The organism is Yersinia aldovae ATCC 35236 (genome assembly GCF_000173735.1).
Taxonomy (GTDB): Bacteria; Pseudomonadota; Gammaproteobacteria; order Enterobacterales; family Enterobacteriaceae; genus Yersinia; species Yersinia aldovae.
In genome coordinates, this window is record NZ_ACCB01000045.1 from 1 (window position 1) to 19,137 (window position 19,137).

The following is a 19,137-nucleotide window of genomic DNA, read 5'->3' on the forward strand; positions in this document are numbered from 1 at the left end:
AAAAAAGGCCACCCTACGGGCCTTTTTTGTTTATCTGGTGTACAGGTTCGACTCGAGCATGACATGCGACAAACTGCGAATGCAGTTTGAACAGCGCTTGCGCTGGCCCCAGAGGGGTGAGACTCATCCTCAAGATGAGACGAATATTGTAGGAAAAAATCGTCGTAAGCGATTTTAACGTTGCTTGCAACGGCCCGAAGGGCGAATGGCAGGAAAGCCATTCGTACACTGCCAGGCATCAAATAAAGCGAGACCCCATGCCAAAAGCGTGGGGTTTTTGCTATGGGCAGAATAGTGAAATAGGTATAAATAGTGACCTTAGAGTGGTTGCGTCGCAGGGCTCATAGTCAGATGAGTCAAATATTGCAGGGGCAGGTGAGTCAAATCCGGCCGTCACCGCGATGAATAAAATAAAAGGCTACCTTGATAGGTGGCTTTTTTTACCTTCAGTTAAAACAAAATACAATATGAGTATTATGATCGGTTAGACTAGCGCCAGAACTAGTTAGAATGAGTATCCAATGTCATGTCGAATCAACATTCCCCGCTAAAACATCTCAATACTTTTGCATTAGCAGCTTATGCGAGCAAAGTAATTAGCGTTAACTCACCTGAAGAATTGATTAATGCTTGGCATGAGTCTGTTTCTAAGCATCAGCCAGTGCTTTTACTTGGCGAAGGCAGCAACGTGCTGTTTATTGAAAACTATTCAGGAACAGTATTACTTAATCGGATTAAGGGTATCACTTCTACTGAGGATGATATTGCCTGGCACCTGCATGTTGGGGCTGGAGAGAATTGGCATCAATTAGTTTGTTATTCATTACTAAATAACATGCCAGGTCTAGAAAATCTGGCGTTAATCCCAGGTTGTGTCGGTTCTGCACCCATTCAGAATATTGGTGCTTATGGTGTTGAGCTGCAAAAGGTATGCGAATACGTTGATTTGCTCGATATGGATAAGAGCACAGTGCTACGCCTTTCAGCTAAAGATTGTCAATTTGGCTATCGCGACAGCATTTTTAAGCATCACTATGGTCATGGATTTGCCATCGTAGCCGTAGGCATTAAATTGGTAAAATCATGGGTCCCAACATTGGGCTATGGTGAGCTAACGCGAATGGATCCATCGACAGTTACAGCAGAAGAGATATTCAACTCAGTTTGTACCATGCGGCGTAGTAAGCTACCCGATCCCGCAGTGACCGGCAATGCAGGCAGTTTTTTTAAGAATCCGGTTGTGGATGCCGCTGTAGCTGAAGAGATTGTAAAGCGCTACCCCAATGCGCCCCATTACCTGCAACCCGATGGGTCTGTTAAGCTGGCTGCCGGTTGGCTTATCGATCAATGTGCGCTTAAGGGATATCAGATTGGTGGTGCGGCGGTGCATCAGCAGCAGGCGTTAGTGTTGATTAACCTGGCAGAAGCGACAGGTCAGGATGTGATAGGCCTTGCCAGTTATATTCGTCAGCAAGTTGCCAAGAGATTTGCAATCTGGTTGGAACCAGAAGTGCGATTTATCGCAAGTAATGGTGAGGTTAATGCTGTGGAGTGTTTGTCGTGAAAGATATTAAAATCCCTTTACGGTTAATTGGTATATTAGCTGACGGTGCTTTCCATTCCGGGGAGCAATTAGGTGAAACCTTTGGGATGAGCCGTGCTGCGATTAATAAACATATGCAAACACTCAGAGAGTGGGGGTTAGATGTTTTCACAGTTCCAGGTAAGGGTTATAGCTTGCCTACAGCGATTCAATTGCTTGATGAGCAAACAATATTAAGTTATCTCCCCGCGGGTCAAGTGACTGTTTTGCCGGTAGTTGACTCTACCAATCAATACTTGTTGGAGCGCATCGCTGAATTAAAATCTGGCGACGCTTGTGTGGCTGAATACCAACATGCTGGCAGAGGGAGACGAGGGCGTCACTGGGTATCTCCCTTTGGTGCTAATCTCTATTTATCTATGTTCTGGCGGTTGGAACAAGGCCCTGCTGCTGCAATGGGATTAAGCCTCGTTGTTGGGATTGTTATGGCCGAGGTTCTGCGTAAACTCGGCGCCGAACAGGTTCGTGTTAAGTGGCCAAATGACCTGTATTTAAATGATAAAAAACTGGCAGGCATACTGGTTGAGCTGACAGGGAAGACGGGCGATGCCGCTCAGTTGGTGATCGGTGCAGGTATTAATTTGACAATGCGTGAGTCGATCACCAACGTTATTAATCAACACTGGATCAATTTACAAGAGGCCGGCGTTAATATTGATCGTAATAAACTCACGGCAGAGCTGCTATCTGAATTAAGACTTGCAGTCGTTAAATTTGAAAATGAAGGTTTATCCGCCTTTATTCCCCGTTGGCGAGAAATGGATAATTATCTTGATCGTCCTGTAAAATTGATTATTGGTGACCAAGAAATATTCGGTATTGCCAGGGGGATTGATGAGCAGGGTGCATTATTACTAGACCAGGATGGTATTATAAAACCTTATATTGGTGGCGAAATATCCCTGCGCGGCGTTTAATTAAATAATAAATGGGAGGTTAAATCCTCCCACTTTTATTATTTCCTTAAACGTACATTTTCCACTGCGTGATTGGCACTCTTAGTCATAATCAAACTTGCCCGCTCACGAGTTGGTAATATATTTTGCTTTAAATTCAAGCCATTAATTTCTTTCCACAGCTGGGTGGCAATTTTAACCGCCTCAGTCTCGGGTAGTTTTGCGTAATTATGGAAATAGGAGTCAGGGTTTGAAAATGCACCTTGTCGGAATTTAAGGAATCTATTGATATACCAACTTTGCAGCAAGTCCTCAGGGGCATCAACATATATAGAAAAGTCGACAAAGTCAGAGACAAATACATGATGAGGATCGTGAGGGTAATCCATGCCGCTCTGCAATACGTTTAAACCTTCTAATATAAGAATGTCAGGTTGCTTAATGATTTTATTACCATCAGGGACCACATCGTATATCAAATGGGAATAAACAGGCGCGGTCACATGGTCTGCGCCGGATTTAACCTCAGAAACAAACTTTACCAGATTATGCATATCATAGGATTCAGGGAATCCCTTTTTCTTCATCAATCCACGTTCATTCAACACTTTATTAGGATGAAGAAAACCATCGGTGGTAATGAGTTCTACACTCCGGTGCTCCGGCCAGCGGCTGAGTAATGCTTGCAGCAAGCGTGCAGTGGTGCTTTTACCGACAGCGACACTGCCTGCAATACCGATGACATAGGGAATGCGTTGGCCATCCGTACCCAAAAATTGCTCCAGGACGGCCTGACGACGCAAATTAGAACTGATATAAAAATTAAGTAAGCGCGACAGTGGTAGATAAATCTGTGCCACTTCGTCTAATGAAAGGTCTTCGTTAATCCCTTTAAGTTTAACGATTTCTTCTTCTGTCAGTGTCAAGGGTACTGAGTCACGTAGAGCAGCCCACTGAGTACGATCGAACTGTAGATAAGGCGTCGCTAAAGATTGATCTCTTTTTGTCATAAGCCAAATTCTGCCTGTTAACGCAGGTTGGGAAAGGCGCTGGACGCCAACTCCAGATAAGAAACAAGCTGCATATTATAGGCAGCTTGGTTTTTGGCGTAGACATTTTTGTGCTTAGTAAGCGATTTCTTTGATATGCGTAACTATTCCATATAATTAAGGACAATTACGGTATGCGATGGAGTGATTATCGGACTATGGCTGTATATCTCTGATTAATAGTAAATAAACGCTTAAAATAGATGGCTGTAGGATGATAGTAACCGTCGGGCGAGCAGGCATAATCAGGAATCTCGCCCATATAGCGATAACCTTGTGAGCGGTAAAAAGATTCGGCGGCAGAGCCTGCCTCGGTATCGAGATGCAATAGCCCGCGCGACAGTTGTAATGCCGTGCTCTCCATCGCAATTATCAACTTATGTCCAATACCGGAGCGACGACTGCGGCTGTGTACGAGTAGTTTCTGTACTTCTGCCCGATTCAACCCATTCGGTTTCTGGCAAAGATTAAGCTGGATTGTACCGACAATGCCTTGTTCGTCGCGGGCAATCCACAGCAATAGTGTGCCCTTTTCCATGTCCGGGCGCAGACTATGAAAATAACGTTCAGCAGCTTCCTGCGGCAGGCTACGCGTGTCGTAACCTACGGACGCGCCGTGGGTTATGGCATCAATTAATAAGCTTGCCAGTCCACTTTGGTATACTGGCATTGTTGCTGTATTAAGTTGTACTATTTTCATAGTGATGTTCCTCATCTGTAGCCGCGTTGATCTAATGTCCATAGGCCATATATTGCTTATATTTATGTTTAAGCAATAAACAAGCCAAACGTACAGCGATGCGAATACGACGACATTCCAATAATTCTTAGGTAAATTTGCACTTTCTTGGGAACCGTTTCCCCATTTTGGGGCGTAAATATCGTTCCAGGGCGAGCGTACGATTATCCGACAATGAGATCTGGCACTGTTTTTAGACCGGATTTTGATCAACAGAATGATTACAATACTTAGCGGTCTGGTTGCTAATTGAGCGAAGCGAGTTTAATAATCCACCATGCATTTGAAAAATGGCGGTTTTATGAGCGAAAGAGCAAAATATGCGATTTTTTTGTTGCATCATAGCCTCGGTCTACCTAGAATGCGCTGCACTTGATGCCGGCATAGCTCAGTTGGTAGAGCAACTGACTTGTAATCAGTAGGTCCCGAGTTCGACTCTTGGTGCCGGCACCATTCAAGTACTAAAAATTAGGTGGGGTTCCCGAGCGGCCAAAGGGAGCAGACTGTAAATCTGCCGTCATCGACTTCGAAGGTTCGAATCCTTCCCCCACCACCATTTTTAACCTTGAGTCTCAAGCCGATTCAAAATAGAGAATCCAAATGAGGCCCTTCAAGGGAAGGTGAAAACCTTCGCGAAGTTTCGAGTCGTGCGTGGTGAGTCAACAACGCATAGCGGCGGCCCGAAGGTCGAGGAACGAAGTGATTAATAATCCTTCTCTCACCAGCATGTTTGACCTTGAGTCCCAGGGTGATTCAGAAGACCGAACCTCCCAGTCAACACTCAAGGCGAGAGCTGCGCTCTCGATGAAGAGTGAAGTGGCAAAGCCCTTCCTTTCAAATTTCTGCAGATTAAGTCAGGTAGCCGAGTTCTAAGACGCGGGCATCGTATAATGGCTATTACCTCAGCCTTCCAAGCTGATGATGTGGGTTCGATTCCCACTGCCCGCTCCAAGATGTGCTGATATAGCTCAGTTGGTAGAGCGCACCCTTGGTAAGGGTGAGGTCGGCAGTTCGAATCTGCCTATCAGCACCATTTCTCATCTTCTCGTCCCCTGATTTTCTTTCTGCGTTATGGATTCAGCAAGCATATGCTTGGTTGATGTGGTGAAACCACCGATTCCGTGTCTTAGAGGGACAATCGATGTCTAAAGAAAAGTTTGAACGTACAAAACCGCACGTTAATGTGGGTACTATCGGCCACGTTGACCATGGTAAAACTACCCTAACTGCTGCAATCACCACCGTTTTGGCTAAAACCTACGGCGGGAGTGCTCGTGCATTCGACCAGATTGACAACGCTCCGGAAGAGAAGGCGCGTGGTATCACCATCAACACGTCTCACGTTGAATATGACACCCCATCTCGTCACTATGCGCACGTTGACTGCCCAGGGCACGCCGATTATGTTAAAAATATGATAACCGGTGCAGCTCAAATGGACGGCGCTATCCTGGTTGTTGCTGCGACTGATGGCCCAATGCCACAGACGCGTGAGCATATCCTGTTGGGTCGTCAGGTTGGCGTTCCTTACATCATTGTCTTCATGAACAAATGTGACATGGTGGATGACGAAGAGTTACTGGAATTGGTAGAAATGGAAGTGCGTGATCTTCTGTCTACCTACGATTTCCCTGGCGATGATACACCGGTTGTTCGTGGTTCAGCACTGAAAGCGCTGGAAGGCGAGCCGGAGTGGGAAGCAAAAATTATCGAACTGGCTGGCTACCTGGATTCTTACATTCCTGAACCAGAGCGTGCTATCGATAAGCCGTTCCTGCTGCCAATCGAAGACGTATTCTCTATCTCCGGTCGTGGTACGGTAGTTACCGGTCGTGTAGAGCGCGGTATTGTTAAAGTTGGCGAAGAAGTTGAAATTGTTGGTCTGAAAGACACCGTTAAATCTACTTGTACCGGCGTTGAAATGTTCCGCAAACTGCTGGACGAAGGCCGTGCAGGTGAGAACGTCGGTGTTCTGTTGCGTGGTATTAAACGTGAAGAGATCGAACGTGGTCAGGTTCTGGCTAAACCAGGTTCTATCAAGCCACATACCAAATTTGAATCAGAAGTTTATATTCTGAGCAAAGATGAAGGCGGCCGCCATACTCCGTTCTTCAAAGGCTACCGTCCTCAGTTCTACTTCCGTACAACTGACGTAACCGGAACCATCGAATTACCAGAAGGCGTTGAAATGGTGATGCCAGGTGACAACATTCAAATGATTGTTAACCTGATCGCTCCTATTGCAATGGATGACGGTCTGCGCTTCGCGATTCGCGAAGGTGGTCGTACTGTCGGCGCTGGCGTTGTTGCTAAAGTCATTGAATAAGATTTGACGCGACATGCGATAAAAGGGCATCATTTGATGCCCTTTTTCTACGTTGTCATGCTAGAACCTATCTCATCAGTGGTTTTTTAATCATAATTACTGGTGAGATGGGCTCTGGAAGTACGGCGAATAGTGCTGAATGGTGCTGATTAGAGAGTCTCTAGAGCATCTTTCAGCTTGGTTTGCTTTGCGATGCGAAGCAAAGTTGTTGTTCTGAATCATAGTGACAGGTTGGTTTATGAGTGCGAATACCGAGGCTCCAGGGAGCGGACGTGGCCTGGAAACGGCTAAATGGCTAATCGTTGCTGTATTGTTAGTTGCAGCTATTGTCGGTAATTATTATTACCGTGATTTCAGCTTGCCGTTACGTGCGTTGGCAGTTGTAGTAATTATCGCGGTTGCCGGTGCTGTTGCATTGATGACGGCAAAAGGCAAAGCCACTGTAGCGTTTGCTCGTGAAGCACGCACGGAAGTGCGTAAAGTGATTTGGCCTACCCGTCAGGAAACGCTGCACACGACATTAATCGTTGCGGCGGTAACTGCTGTAATGTCACTGATTCTATGGGGACTGGATGGTATTCTGGTTCGCCTGGTCTCATTTATTACTGGCCTGAGGTTCTAAGATGTCTGAAGCACCCAAAAAGCGTTGGTACGTCGTTCAGGCGTTTTCCGGTTTTGAAGGCCGCGTAGCTCAATCGCTACGTGAGCATATCAAGTTACATGACATGGAAGAGCTGTTTGGCGAAGTCATGGTTCCAACGGAAGAAGTCGTCGAAATTCGTGGCGGTCAACGTCGTAAAAGTGAACGTAAATTCTTCCCAGGTTATGTGCTGGTGCAGATGGTGATGAACGATGCCAGCTGGCACTTAGTGCGTAGCGTGCCGCGTGTCATGGGCTTTATCGGCGGTACATCCGATCGTCCTGCACCCATCAGTGATAAAGAAGTTGATGCGATTATGAATCGCCTTCAACAAGTGGGTGATAAACCACGTCCTAAAACACTGTTTGAGCCAGGTGAGTTGGTTCGTGTTAGCGATGGTCCGTTTGCAGACTTCAACGGTGTTGTTGAAGAAGTGGACTACGAAAAGAGCCGCTTGAAAGTGTCTGTTTCCATTTTTGGCCGTGCAACGCCGGTTGAACTGGATTTCAGTCAGGTAGAAAAAGGCTGATTCATTTTTCGCCATTGGTTGAAATTTGAGTCTTGTCTTAGGCGTGAAATTACAATATAATTTCGCGCCTTTTGTTTTTAGATGTCTTGCTTTTTGTCATCCGTGACAACTTATTTCATTGTAAATAATAGCGAGACAAAACACGGGGAGCCTCGAACGCGAGGCGATACTACCCAAATCGAGGAAATCGTAAATGGCTAAGAAAGTACAAGCCTATGTCAAGCTGCAAGTTGCAGCTGGTATGGCGAACCCAAGTCCACCAGTTGGCCCAGCATTGGGTCAGCAGGGTGTTAACATCATGGAATTCTGTAAAGCGTTCAATGCTAAGACTGAAAGCATTGAAAAAGGCCTGCCGATCCCTGTTGTTATTACTGTTTATTCTGATCGCTCTTTCACTTTCGTTACTAAAACCCCGCCAGCAGCAGTTCTGCTGAAAAAAGCGGCAGGTATTAAGTCTGGTTCCGGCAAGCCGAACAAAGACAAAGTAGGGACTGTGACCAGTGCTCAGGTTCGTGAAATCGCAGAAACCAAAGCTGCGGATATGACTGGTGCTGACGTTGACGCTATGATGCGTTCAATCGAAGGTACTGCTCGTTCCATGGGCCTGGTAGTGGAGGGTTAATAAATGGCTAAGCTGACCAAGCGCATGCGCGTGATCCGTGACAAAGTTGATGTTACTAAGCAATATGATATCAACGAAGCTGTTGCCCTGCTGAAAGAGCTGGCTACTGCTAAATTCGTAGAAAGCGTGGACGTTGCCGTTAACCTCGGTATCGACGCACGTAAATCTGACCAGAACGTTCGTGGTGCAACTGTGTTGCCACACGGTACAGGCCGTTCAGTTCGCGTTGCTGTTTTCGCTCAGGGTGCAAACGCTGAAGCTGCGAAAGAAGCAGGCGCTGAATTGGTAGGTATGGAAGATCTGGCTGATCAAATCAAGAAAGGCGAAATGAACTTCGACGTTGTTATTGCTTCCCCGGATGCAATGCGCGTTGTGGGTCAATTGGGCCAAATCTTGGGTCCACGTGGCCTGATGCCTAACCCTAAAGTGGGTACTGTTACTCCTAACGTTGCTGAAGCTGTTAAGAATGCTAAAGCAGGTCAGGTTCGTTATCGCAACGATAAAAATGGTATTATCCACACCACCATTGGTAAAGTTGATTTCGACTCAGAGAAGTTGAAAGAAAACTTAGAATCTCTGGTTGTTGCGCTGAAGCGTGCTAAACCTGCTACAGCGAAAGGCATTTATATCAAGAAAATCAGCCTGTCCACCACCATGGGCGCCGGCGTTTCTATTGATCAAAGCGGCCTGTCAGCAGTAGTGGTCTAATCACTATTTGCTTTTATCGCTTTACGTGGGCGTAAGGTTTGTCTAGAATCTTACGCCCATGCTTCTGTTGATGGGGTTGACTCATTATCAGAACACCAGAATTTATCGGTTGGAGCTTGGCCTTATCCAAGCCTCCGTCCAAGACCGCAGGTGTGTTGTAAAAAACACTTAATTCCCTGCGTAGACGGTGACAGAACCTAAAGCATTTTTTCTTCTTCTTTTTATTTATAAAAAACAAGAAGTGCCTTTGCTGGATTCTGCTCACCGTGTTTCAACGCCCTTTCATTGCATTTTGTAGTGGATTGGGTGACGTGAGTTCCGGGGAATTACTCCCCGGTTAATCCAGGAGCAAGAACTAATGGCACTAAATCTTCAAGGCAAACAAGCGATTGTTGCTGAAGTTAAAGAAGTAGCCAAAGGTGCGCTGTCTGCGGTTGTTGCGGATTCTCGTGGCGTTACCGTTGATAAAATGACTGAACTGCGTAAAGCAGGTCGTGAAGCTGGCGTTCACATGCAAGTTGTTCGTAACACCTTGCTGCGTCGCATTGTTGAAGGCACTCAATTCGATTGCCTGAAAGACACGTTTGTTGGTCCAACCTTGATTGCATTCTCTTCTGAACACCCGGGCGCAGCTGCTCGTTTGTTCAAAGCATTTGCTAAAGATAATGCGAAATTTGAGGTTAAAGCAGCAGCCTTTGAAGGCGAGTTAATCCCTGCGGCTCAGATCGACCGCCTGGCAACTCTGCCAACCTACGAAGAAGCAATCGCACGTCTGATGGGAACCATGAAAGAAGCCGCTGCCGGCAAATTGGTTCGTACTCTGGCTGCACTGCGCGATCAGAAAGAAGCTGCTTAATTGCCTTTTTTCTCCATCGTTGCTTTTTAACGTATAAACTATTTCTGTATTTTAGGAACACTTGTTATGTCAACTATCACTAAAGACCAAATTCTGGAAGGCGTTGCAGCTCTGTCTGTAATGGAAATCGTTGAACTGATCTCTGCTATGGAAGAGAAATTCGGCGTTTCAGCTGCTGCTGTTGCTGCAGGCCCTGCTGCTGCTGCTGAAGCTGTAGAAGAACAAACTGAATTCAACGTTGTTCTGACTTCATTCGGCGCTAACAAAGTTGCAGTAATCAAAGCTGTTCGCGGCGCAACTGGCCTGGGCTTGAAAGAAGCTAAAGACCTGGTTGAATCTGCACCGGCAGTTCTGAAAGAAGGCGTGAACAAAGACGAAGCTGAGTCACTGAAAAAAGCTCTGACTGAAGCTGGTGCTGAAGTTGAGATTAAGTAAGTTAAGCTTTGAGTTTGCAGCCTAACTTATAGGCTGATGGCTGGTGACTTTTTAGTCATCAGCCTTTTTGCGCTGTAGGGCGTTAGTCGCATTTCACACTGTTTAGCGGCTGGCTGACCCCAAATATTCCTTTCTATTGACGACTTAATATACTGCGTTCTCAGCTACGACCCACTCGGGTAGCTCGGTAGTCAAAGTAACGCGATGAAATGGTTTAAGAGTGATAGAAAAGAGTATTCCGAGAAGTGTTTCGACTTCTCATTCTAAATAATAGTGTTGCACGACCTGTCCTGGTTTCAGGGCAGACAGAGTGGGTCGACTTTTCAGCGAGCTGAGGAACCCTATGGTTTACTCCTATACCGAGAAAAAACGTATTCGTAAGGATTTTGGGAAACGTCCACAAGTTTTGGATATCCCTTATCTCCTTTCTATCCAACTTGACTCGTTCCAGAAATTTATCGAGCAAGATCCCGAAGGGCAGCACGGTCTGGAAGCAGCATTCCGTTCTGTTTTTCCTATTCAGAGCTACAGCGGCAATTCGGAGCTGCAATACGTTAGCTACCGTCTTGGTGAGCCAGTATTTGACGTCAAAGAGTGCCAGATCCGCGGTGTGACTTATTCCGCACCACTGCGCGTTAAACTGCGCCTGGTTATCTATGAGCGTGAAGCTCCGGAAGGTACGGTCAAAGACATCAAAGAACAAGAAGTCTACATGGGTGAAATTCCACTCATGACCGAAAACGGTACCTTTGTCATTAACGGTACTGAGAGGGTTATCGTATCTCAGCTGCATCGTAGTCCTGGTGTATTCTTTGACAGTGATAAGGGTAAGACCCATTCATCGGGCAAAGTGCTGTATAACGCACGTATCATCCCTTACCGCGGTTCATGGTTAGATTTCGAGTTTGACCCGAAAGACAACCTGTTTGTCCGTATTGACCGTCGTCGTAAATTGCCTGCAACCATCATTCTGCGTGCATTGAGTTTCACCACGGCACAGATCCTGGATCTGTTCTTTGAGAAAGTGGTCTTTGAAATTCGTGACAACAAGCTGCAGATGGAATTGGTTCCAGAGCGCCTGCGCGGTGAAACGGCATCCTTTGATATTGAAGCGAATGGCAAAGTTTACGTCGAGAAAGCGCGTCGTATTACTGCACGTCATATTCGCCAGCTTGAAAAAGACGGCATTGATCGCATCGAAGTTCCGGTTGAATACATTGCCGGTAAAGTGGTTGCAAAAGACTACATCGATACGAACACCGGTGAGCTTATCTGTGCAGCCAACATGGAGCTGTCACTGGATTTGCTGGCTAAGCTGAGCCAGTCTGGCCACAAGCACATCGAAACATTGTTCACCAACGACCTGGATCACGGTGCCTATATCTCCGAGACCCTGCGTGTTGACCCAACCAGCGATCGTCTGAGCGCTTTGGTTGAGATCTACCGCATGATGCGTCCTGGTGAGCCGCCAACACGCGAAGCCGCTGAAAATCTGTTTGAGAACCTGTTCTTCTCTGAAGACCGCTATGATTTGTCAGCGGTTGGCCGGATGAAGTTCAACCGTTCCCTGCTGCGTGACGAGATCGAAGGTTCCGGTATCCTGAGCAAAGAAGACATCACTGAAGTGATGAAAAAGCTCATCGATATCCGTAACGGTCGCGGCGAAGTGGATGATATCGACCACTTAGGCAACCGTCGTATTCGTTCTGTTGGTGAAATGGCTGAAAACCAGTTCCGTGTAGGTCTGGTTCGTGTTGAGCGTGCTGTTAAAGAGCGTTTGTCTCTGGGCGACCTCGATACGCTGATGCCTCAGGACATGATCAACGCCAAGCCGATTTCGGCGGCGGTGAAAGAGTTCTTTGGTTCCAGCCAGTTGTCACAATTTATGGACCAGAACAACCCGTTGTCTGAGATTACGCATAAACGCCGTATCTCTGCATTGGGCCCGGGCGGTTTGACCCGTGAACGTGCTGGCTTTGAAGTTCGAGACGTTCATCCGACTCACTACGGTCGCGTATGTCCAATCGAAACGCCAGAAGGTCCAAACATCGGTCTGATTAACTCCTTGTCTGTCTACGCACAGACCAACGAGTATGGTTTCCTGGAAACCCCTTATCGTCGCGTGCGCGATGGTGTGGTGACCGATGAAATTAACTATCTGTCTGCTATTGAAGAAGGCAACTTCGTTATCGCTCAGGCGAACTCCAACCTGGATGATGAAGGCCGCTTCTTGGAAGACCTGGTCACTTGTCGTAGCAAAGGCGAATCAAGCCTGTTTAGCCGCGATCAGGTTGACTATATGGACGTTTCCACTCAACAGATCGTGTCCGTTGGTGCTTCTCTGATTCCATTCCTGGAACACGATGACGCCAACCGTGCATTGATGGGTGCGAACATGCAACGTCAGGCGGTTCCTACTCTGCGTGCTGATAAGCCGTTGGTGGGTACCGGTATGGAACGTGCGGTAGCGGTTGACTCAGGGGTAACCTCTGTAGCCAAACGTGGCGGTACTGTTCAGTACGTAGATGCATCCCGTATCGTGATTAAAGTTAACGAAGACGAAATGTATCCGGGCGAAGCAGGTATTGATATTTATAACCTGACCAAATACACCCGTTCTAACCAGAACACCTGTATCAACCAGATGCCGTGTGTGAATCTGGGTGAGCCAATCGAGCGCGGCGACGTGCTGGCAGATGGCCCATCAACAGATCTGGGCGAACTGGCATTGGGTCAGAACATGCGTGTCGCGTTCATGCCTTGGAACGGTTACAACTTCGAAGACTCCATCTTGGTCTCCGAGCGCGTGGTACAAGAAGATCGCTTCACCACCATCCACATTCAAGAACTGGCCTGTGTGTCCCGTGACACCAAGCTGGGGCCAGAAGAGATAACGGCTGATATCCCGAACGTGGGTGAAGCTGCACTGTCCAAACTGGATGAGTCCGGTATCGTGTATATCGGTGCTGAAGTGACTGGCGGCGACATTCTGGTGGGTAAGGTAACACCTAAAGGTGAAACCCAACTGACGCCGGAAGAGAAACTGTTACGTGCGATCTTCGGTGAGAAAGCGTCTGATGTTAAAGACTCTTCTCTGCGTGTACCAAACGGTGTTTCCGGTACGGTTATTGACGTACAAGTCTTTACTCGCGACGGCGTAGAAAAAGACAAACGTGCGTTAGAAATCGAAGAGATGCAACTGAAGCAGGCGAAGAAAGACCTGACTGAAGAGTTGCAGATCCTGGAAGCGGGCCTGTTTGCGCGTATCCATGCAGTACTGGTTTCTGGTGGCATCGAAGCTGACAAGCTGAGCAAGTTACCACGTGATCGTTGGCTGGAACTGGGCCTGACTGACGAAGACAAGCAAAACCAGCTGGAACAGTTGGCAGAGCAGTACGACGAAATGAAATCCGAATTCGAGAAGAAGATGGATGCCAAGCGTCGTAAGATCACCCAAGGCGATGATTTGGCACCCGGCGTACTGAAAATCGTCAAGGTGTATCTGGCGGTTAAACGTCAGATTCAACCGGGTGACAAGATGGCCGGTCGTCACGGTAACAAAGGTGTTATCTCCAAGATTAACCCGATCGAAGATATGCCTTACGATGAAAACGGTACGCCGGTAGACATCGTTCTGAACCCGCTGGGCGTACCATCGCGTATGAACATCGGTCAGATTTTGGAAACCCACTTAGGGATGGCAGCGAAAGGCATTGGCGAGAAAATCAACGCCATGCTGAAAAAGCAGGAAGAAGTTGCCAAACTGCGTGAGTTCATCCAGAAAGCTTACGATCTGGGCGACAACGTTTGTCAGAAAGTTGATCTGAGCACCTTCACCGATGATGAAGTATTGCGTCTGGCTGAGAACCTGAAAAAAGGTATGCCAATTGCAACACCCGTCTTCGATGGCGCGACAGAGAAAGAAATCAAGGAACTGTTACAGCTAGGTGGTCTGCCAACTTCTGGTCAGATTACTCTGTTTGACGGCCGTACCGGCGAGCAATTCGAACGTCAGGTTACTGTCGGCTACATGTACATGCTGAAACTGAACCACTTGGTTGATGACAAGATGCATGCGCGTTCTACCGGTTCTTACAGCCTGGTTACTCAGCAGCCGCTGGGTGGTAAGGCTCAGTTCGGTGGTCAGCGCTTCGGTGAGATGGAAGTGTGGGCGTTGGAAGCTTATGGCGCCGCGTACACATTGCAGGAAATGCTTACCGTCAAGTCCGACGATGTAAACGGCCGTACCAAGATGTACAAAAACATCGTGGATGGCGATCACCGTATGGAACCAGGCATGCCGGAGTCCTTCAACGTATTGTTGAAAGAAATCCGCTCGCTGGGCATCAATATCGAGCTGGAAGAAGAGTAATTCTTCGCCAGACGGCAAGCTCTTATAGCCGGGAGCTTGCTGGTGGTTCGCACTGGTCACAGGGGCGCTCAAACTTAGGTTTTTATATGCTTAGGTTTGAGCGCCTATCAGGTCTAACTCCGACAGGAGCCAATCCGTGAAAGACTTATTAAAGTTTCTGAAAGCGCAAACTAAGACCGAAGAGTTTGATGCGATCAAAATTGCTCTGGCCTCGCCAGACATGATCCGTTCCTGGTCATTCGGTGAAGTTAAAAAGCCGGAAACCATTAACTACCGTACGTTCAAACCAGAACGTGATGGCCTTTTCTGCGCCCGTATCTTTGGCCCAGTAAAAGATTACGAATGCCTGTGCGGTAAGTACAAGCGTTTGAAACACCGCGGTGTTATTTGTGAGAAATGCGGCGTTGAAGTGACTCAAACCAAAGTACGCCGTGAGCGTATGGGTCACATCGAACTGGCTTCTCCGACTGCGCACATCTGGTTCCTGAAATCGCTGCCATCCCGCATCGGTTTACTGCTGGATATGCCATTACGTGACATCGAACGTGTACTGTACTTCGAATCCTATGTGGTGGTTGAAGGCGGTATGACCAACCTGGAACGTCGTCAGATCCTGACTGAAGAGCAGTATCTGGACGCGTTGGAAGAGTTTGGTGATGAGTTCGACGCGAAAATGGGCGCCGAAGCTATTCAGGCCTTGTTGAAAAACATGGATCTGGAAGCAGAGTGCGAGATCCTGCGTGAAGAATTGAACGAAACAAATTCTGAAACCAAGCGTAAGAAGCTGACTAAGCGTATCAAGCTGCTGGAAGCGTTCGTACAGTCTGGCAACAAGCCAGAGTGGATGATCCTGACCGTACTGCCTGTGTTGCCGCCAGACTTGCGTCCATTGGTTCCGTTGGATGGGGGTCGTTTTGCGACTTCTGATCTGAACGATTTGTATCGTCGCGTGATCAACCGTAACAACCGTCTGAAGCGCCTGCTGGACTTGGCGGCTCCTGACATCATCGTACGTAACGAAAAGCGTATGCTGCAAGAAGCAGTAGATGCATTGCTGGATAACGGCCGTCGCGGTCGTGCGATTACCGGCTCTAACAAGCGTCCGTTGAAGTCACTGGCTGACATGATCAAAGGTAAGCAAGGTCGTTTCCGTCAGAACTTGCTGGGTAAACGTGTTGACTACTCAGGCCGTTCGGTTATTACCGTGGGTCCATACCTGCGTCTGCATCAGTGCGGTCTGCCGAAGAAAATGGCTCTTGAGCTGTTCAAACCGTTCATCTACGGCAAGCTGGAATTGCGTGGTCTTGCTACCACCATTAAAGCCGCCAAGAAGATGGTTGAGCGTGAAGAAGCGGTGGTTTGGGATATCCTGGATGAAGTTATCCGCGAACACCCAGTGTTGCTGAACCGTGCACCAACCCTTCACCGTTTGGGTATCCAGGCGTTTGAACCGGTGCTGATCGAAGGTAAGGCAATCCAGTTGCACCCATTGGTTTGTGCGGCCTATAACGCCGACTTCGATGGTGACCAAATGGCTGTTCACGTACCGCTGACACTGGAAGCCCAGTTAGAAGCGCGTGCGTTGATGATGTCTACCAACAACATCCTGTCACCCGCGAACGGCGAGCCAATCATCGTTCCTTCTCAGGACGTTGTATTGGGTCTGTATTACATGACCCGCGACTGTGTTAACGCCAAAGGCGAAGGCATGGTTCTGACTGGCCCGAAAGAAGCTGAACGTATTTATCGCGCTGGTCTGGCATCGCTGCATGCCCGCGTAAAAGTGCGTATTACTGAAGAAATTCGTAATGTCGAAGGCGAAAGCATTACGCGTACCAGTATCATCGATACGACAGTAGGCCGTGCTATTTTGTGGATGATTGTTCCACAAGGCCTGCCTTACTCTATCGTGAACCAGCCGCTGGGCAAGAAAGCTATCTCCAAGATGCTGAACACCTGTTACCGCATCCTGGGCTTGAAGCCAACGGTTATCTTTGCTGACCAGATCATGTACACCGGTTTTGCTTACGCAGCACGCTCAGGCGCCTCTGTAGGTATCGATGACATGGTTATCCCAGATGCGAAAGCCGGGATCATCGAAGAAGCTGAAACTGAAGTTGCCGAGATCCAGGAGCAGTTCCAATCCGGTCTGGTAACCGCAGGCGAACGTTATAACAAAGTGATCGATATCTGGGCCGCGGCTAACGAACGTGTTGCCAAGGCGATGATGGATAACTTGTCGGTAGAAGATGTTGTCAACCGTGACGGCGTTGTCGAACAGCAAGTATCATTCAACAGCATCTTTATGATGGCCGACTCCGGTGCGCGTGGTTCTGCTGCACAGATTCGTCAGCTGGCAGGGATGCGTGGCCTGATGGCCAAGCCAGATGGCTCGATCATTGAAACGCCAATCACCGCGAACTTCCGTGAAGGTTTGAACGTACTTCAGTACTTCATCTCAACCCACGGTGCGCGTAAAGGTTTGGCGGATACCGCATTGAAAACTGCGAACTCCGGTTACCTGACCCGTCGTTTAGTTGACGTGGCACAGGATCTGGTGGTAACCGAAGACGATTGTGGTACCCATAACGGTATCGTGATGACCCCGGTTATCGAAGGTGGTGATGTTAAAGAGCCACTGCGTGATCGCGTTCTGGGTCGTGTGACCGCTGAAGAAGTTATCAAGCCGGGTACGGCTGATATTCTGGTTCCGCGTAACACCCTGTTGGACGAAAAATGGTGTGATCTGTTAGAAGAAAACTCCGTCGACAGCGTTAAAGTTCGTTCAGTAGTAAGCTGTGAAACTGACTTTGGTGTGTGTGCAAACTGCTATGGTCGCGACCTGGCACGTGGTCACATCATCAACAAAGGTGAAGCAGTTGGTGTTATTGCAGCACAGTCAATCGGTGAGCCGGGTACCCAGCTTACGATGCGTACGTTCCACATCGGTGGTGCGGCATCTCGTGCGGCAGCAGAGTCCAGCATTCAGGTTAAGAACAAAGGCAGCTTGAAACTGAGCAACGTCAAGTTCGTTACCAATGCAGCGGGCAAGCTGGTGATTACGTCTCGTAATACCGAGCTGAAGCTGATCGACGAATTCGGCCGTACTAAAGAAAGCTACAAAGTGCCTTACGGTGCTGTAATGGCTAAAGGCGATGGCGCAGAAGTCCAGGGCGGCGAAACCGTTGCTAACTGGGATCCGCACATCATGCCAGTTGTGACCGAAGTGAGCGGTTTCATTCGCTTCGCGGACATGGTTGACGGCCAGACCATTACCCGCCAGACCGACGAACTGACTGGTTTGTCTTCTCTGGTCGTACTGGATAGTGCAGAGCGTACCGGTAGCGGTAAAGACCTGCGTCCGGCACTGAAAATCGTTGACGCCAAAGGCGACGATGTATTGATCCCAGGTACTGATATGCCTGCTCAATACTTCCTGCCAGGTAAAACGATTGTACAGTTGGAAGACGGTATTCAGATCGGTGCGGGTGATACCCTGGCGCGTATTCCTCAGGAATCAAGCGGTACTAAGGATATCACCGGTGGTCTGCCACGCGTTGCTGACTTGTTCGAAGCACGTCGTCCGAAAGAGCCTGCAATCCTGGCTGAAATCAGCGGGATCATCTCGTTCGGTAAAGAGACCAAAGGCAAACGTCGTCTGGTTATCTCACCGTTAGATGGTAGTGATGCATACGAAGAGATGATTCCGAAATGGCGTCAGCTCAACGTGTTCGAAGGTGAAATTGTAGAACGCGGTGACGTGGTTTCCGATGGCCCAGAATCTCCACATGACATTCTGCGTCTGCGTGGCGTTCACGCGGTTACCCGCTACATCACCAACGAAGTGCAGGAAGTTTACCGTCTGCAAGGCGTTAAGATTAACGATAAACACATCGAAGTTATCGTTCGTCAGATGTTGCGTAAAGGCACCATCGTTGACTCAGGTAGCACTGACTTCCTGGAAGGCGAGCAGGCAGAAATGTCTCGCGTTAAAATCGCTAACCGTAAGCTGGCAGCCGAAGGCAAAATCGAGGCTACGTTCACGCGTGACCTGCTGGGTATCACCAAGGCATCCTTGGCGACCGAGTCCTTCATCTCTGCGGCTTCGTTCCAGGAAACCACGCGCGTTCTTACTGAAGCGGCAGTTGCCGGTAAACGTGATGAACTGCGTGGCCTGAAAGAAAACGTCATCGTCGGCCGTCTGATCCCAGCCGGTACCGGTTACGCTTATCATCAGGATCGTGCACGCCGTAAAGCACAAGGTGAAGCTCCAGTTGTACCGCAAGTGAGCGCGGATGAAGCAACGGCTAACCTGGCTGAATTGCTTAACGCCGGTTTTGGTAACAGCAAAGACTAATCTCT

General features: G+C 48.2%; 13 protein-coding genes, 4 tRNA genes and 1 other RNA gene. 16 read left to right on the plus strand and 2 right to left on the minus strand.

The window, feature by feature from the left end; translation table 11 throughout:
• Positions 1-526 precede the first annotated feature (526 nt).
• Together murB and birA are read left to right on the plus strand one after the other, a co-directional pair.
• On the plus strand, positions 527-1,564 hold the full coding sequence (gene murB / locus YALDO0001_RS16475) for a UDP-N-acetylmuramate dehydrogenase (RefSeq protein WP_004704666.1): 1,038 nt from the start codon (positions 527-529) through the stop codon (positions 1,562-1,564).
• The gene (gene birA, locus YALDO0001_RS16480) at positions 1,561-2,520 is read left to right on the plus strand and encodes a bifunctional biotin--[acetyl-CoA-carboxylase] ligase/biotin operon repressor BirA (protein WP_042840338.1); all 960 of its coding nucleotides are present in this window, start codon (positions 1,561-1,563) and stop codon (positions 2,518-2,520) included. Before murB ends, birA begins: the two co-directional genes overlap by 4 nt.
• Before the next feature lie 38 nt (positions 2,521-2,558).
• On the opposite strand, the gene coaA is transcribed toward birA, so the two are convergent.
• Positions 2,559-3,509: a type I pantothenate kinase gene (coaA, locus tag YALDO0001_RS16485; RefSeq protein WP_042547149.1), complete on the minus strand. Its 951-nt coding sequence runs from the start codon at positions 3,507-3,509 to the stop codon at positions 2,559-2,561.
• A 187-nt stretch (positions 3,510-3,696) separates the two neighbouring features.
• A complete protein-coding gene (locus tag YALDO0001_RS16490; protein ID WP_042840340.1) occupies positions 3,697-4,248 on the minus strand; it encodes a GNAT family N-acetyltransferase in 552 nt (183 codons plus the stop codon).
• A 416-nt stretch (positions 4,249-4,664) separates the two neighbouring features.
• Here YALDO0001_RS16490 and YALDO0001_RS16495 point away from each other — a divergent pair.
• The 14 genes from YALDO0001_RS16495 to rpoC all read left to right on the plus strand — a co-directional run bounded on the left by YALDO0001_RS16495 (position 4,665) and on the right by rpoC (position 19,132).
• Positions 4,665-4,740 (plus strand) — tRNA-Thr (locus tag YALDO0001_RS16495).
• A gap of 18 nt (positions 4,741-4,758) precedes the next feature.
• Positions 4,759-4,843, plus strand: a tRNA-Tyr gene (locus YALDO0001_RS16500).
• A 44-nt stretch (positions 4,844-4,887) separates the two neighbouring features.
• Positions 4,888-5,014, plus strand: a non-coding RNA gene (locus YALDO0001_RS20375) — RtT sRNA.
• Between the two features lie 149 nt (positions 5,015-5,163).
• Positions 5,164-5,238 (plus strand) — tRNA-Gly (locus YALDO0001_RS16505).
• 6 nt (positions 5,239-5,244) lie between these two features.
• Positions 5,245-5,320 (plus strand) — tRNA-Thr (locus YALDO0001_RS16510).
• Between the two features lie 108 nt (positions 5,321-5,428).
• On the plus strand, positions 5,429-6,613 hold the full coding sequence (gene tuf, locus YALDO0001_RS16515) for an elongation factor Tu (RefSeq protein WP_004704670.1): 1,185 nt from the start codon (positions 5,429-5,431) through the stop codon (positions 6,611-6,613).
• A 238-nt stretch (positions 6,614-6,851) separates the two neighbouring features.
• Positions 6,852-7,235, plus strand: coding sequence for a preprotein translocase subunit SecE (gene secE, locus YALDO0001_RS16520; RefSeq protein WP_004704671.1), 384 nt, complete (start codon positions 6,852-6,854; stop codon positions 7,233-7,235).
• Between the two features lies 1 nt (position 7,236).
• Positions 7,237-7,782: a transcription termination/antitermination protein NusG gene (nusG, locus tag YALDO0001_RS16525; RefSeq protein WP_002210671.1), complete on the plus strand. Its 546-nt coding sequence runs from the start codon at positions 7,237-7,239 to the stop codon at positions 7,780-7,782.
• A gap of 193 nt (positions 7,783-7,975) precedes the next feature.
• Positions 7,976-8,404 carry a 50S ribosomal protein L11 gene (gene rplK, locus YALDO0001_RS16530; protein ID WP_004704678.1) on the plus strand — a complete coding sequence of 143 codons (429 nt, stop codon included), beginning with the start codon at positions 7,976-7,978 and terminating at the stop codon, positions 8,402-8,404.
• A gap of 3 nt (positions 8,405-8,407) precedes the next feature.
• On the plus strand, positions 8,408-9,112 hold the full coding sequence (gene rplA, locus YALDO0001_RS16535) for a 50S ribosomal protein L1 (RefSeq protein ID WP_042840341.1): 705 nt from the start codon (positions 8,408-8,410) through the stop codon (positions 9,110-9,112).
• Positions 9,113-9,470: 358 nt separating this feature from the next.
• Positions 9,471-9,968 (plus strand): 50S ribosomal protein L10, encoded by a 498-nt coding sequence (gene rplJ / locus YALDO0001_RS16545; protein WP_004704682.1) that lies wholly within the window; start codon positions 9,471-9,473, stop codon positions 9,966-9,968.
• Between the two features lie 66 nt (positions 9,969-10,034).
• The gene (rplL, locus tag YALDO0001_RS16550) at positions 10,035-10,403 is read left to right on the plus strand and encodes a 50S ribosomal protein L7/L12 (protein WP_004704684.1); all 369 of its coding nucleotides are present in this window, start codon (positions 10,035-10,037) and stop codon (positions 10,401-10,403) included.
• Positions 10,404-10,746: 343 nt separating this feature from the next.
• Positions 10,747-14,775, plus strand: coding sequence for a DNA-directed RNA polymerase subunit beta (gene rpoB, locus YALDO0001_RS16555; RefSeq protein ID WP_004704685.1), 4,029 nt, complete (start codon positions 10,747-10,749; stop codon positions 14,773-14,775).
• Between the two features lie 136 nt (positions 14,776-14,911).
• Positions 14,912-19,132, plus strand: coding sequence for a DNA-directed RNA polymerase subunit beta' (rpoC, locus tag YALDO0001_RS16560; RefSeq protein WP_004704686.1), 4,221 nt, complete (start codon positions 14,912-14,914; stop codon positions 19,130-19,132).
• Positions 19,133-19,137 lie beyond the last annotated feature (5 nt).

Excerpts from the sequence above, each read along its gene's own strand:
- murB (WP_004704666.1), top strand. The coding sequence starts at position 527 with ATGTCGAATCAACATTCCCCGCTAAAACATCTCAATACTTTTGCATTA.
- coaA (WP_042547149.1), bottom strand. The coding sequence starts at position 3,509 with ATGACAAAAAGAGATCAATCTTTAGCGACGCCTTATCTACAGTTCGAT.
- YALDO0001_RS16490 (WP_042840340.1), bottom strand. The coding sequence starts at position 4,248 with ATGAAAATAGTACAACTTAATACAGCAACAATGCCAGTATACCAAAGT.
- tuf (WP_004704670.1), top strand. The coding sequence starts at position 5,429 with ATGTCTAAAGAAAAGTTTGAACGTACAAAACCGCACGTTAATGTGGGT.
- secE (WP_004704671.1), top strand. The coding sequence starts at position 6,852 with ATGAGTGCGAATACCGAGGCTCCAGGGAGCGGACGTGGCCTGGAAACG.
- nusG (WP_002210671.1), top strand. The coding sequence starts at position 7,237 with ATGTCTGAAGCACCCAAAAAGCGTTGGTACGTCGTTCAGGCGTTTTCC.
- rplK (WP_004704678.1), top strand. The coding sequence starts at position 7,976 with ATGGCTAAGAAAGTACAAGCCTATGTCAAGCTGCAAGTTGCAGCTGGT.
- rplA (WP_042840341.1), top strand. The coding sequence starts at position 8,408 with ATGGCTAAGCTGACCAAGCGCATGCGCGTGATCCGTGACAAAGTTGAT.
- rplJ (WP_004704682.1), top strand. The coding sequence starts at position 9,471 with ATGGCACTAAATCTTCAAGGCAAACAAGCGATTGTTGCTGAAGTTAAA.
- rplL (WP_004704684.1), top strand. The coding sequence starts at position 10,035 with ATGTCAACTATCACTAAAGACCAAATTCTGGAAGGCGTTGCAGCTCTG.
- rpoB (WP_004704685.1), top strand. The coding sequence starts at position 10,747 with ATGGTTTACTCCTATACCGAGAAAAAACGTATTCGTAAGGATTTTGGG.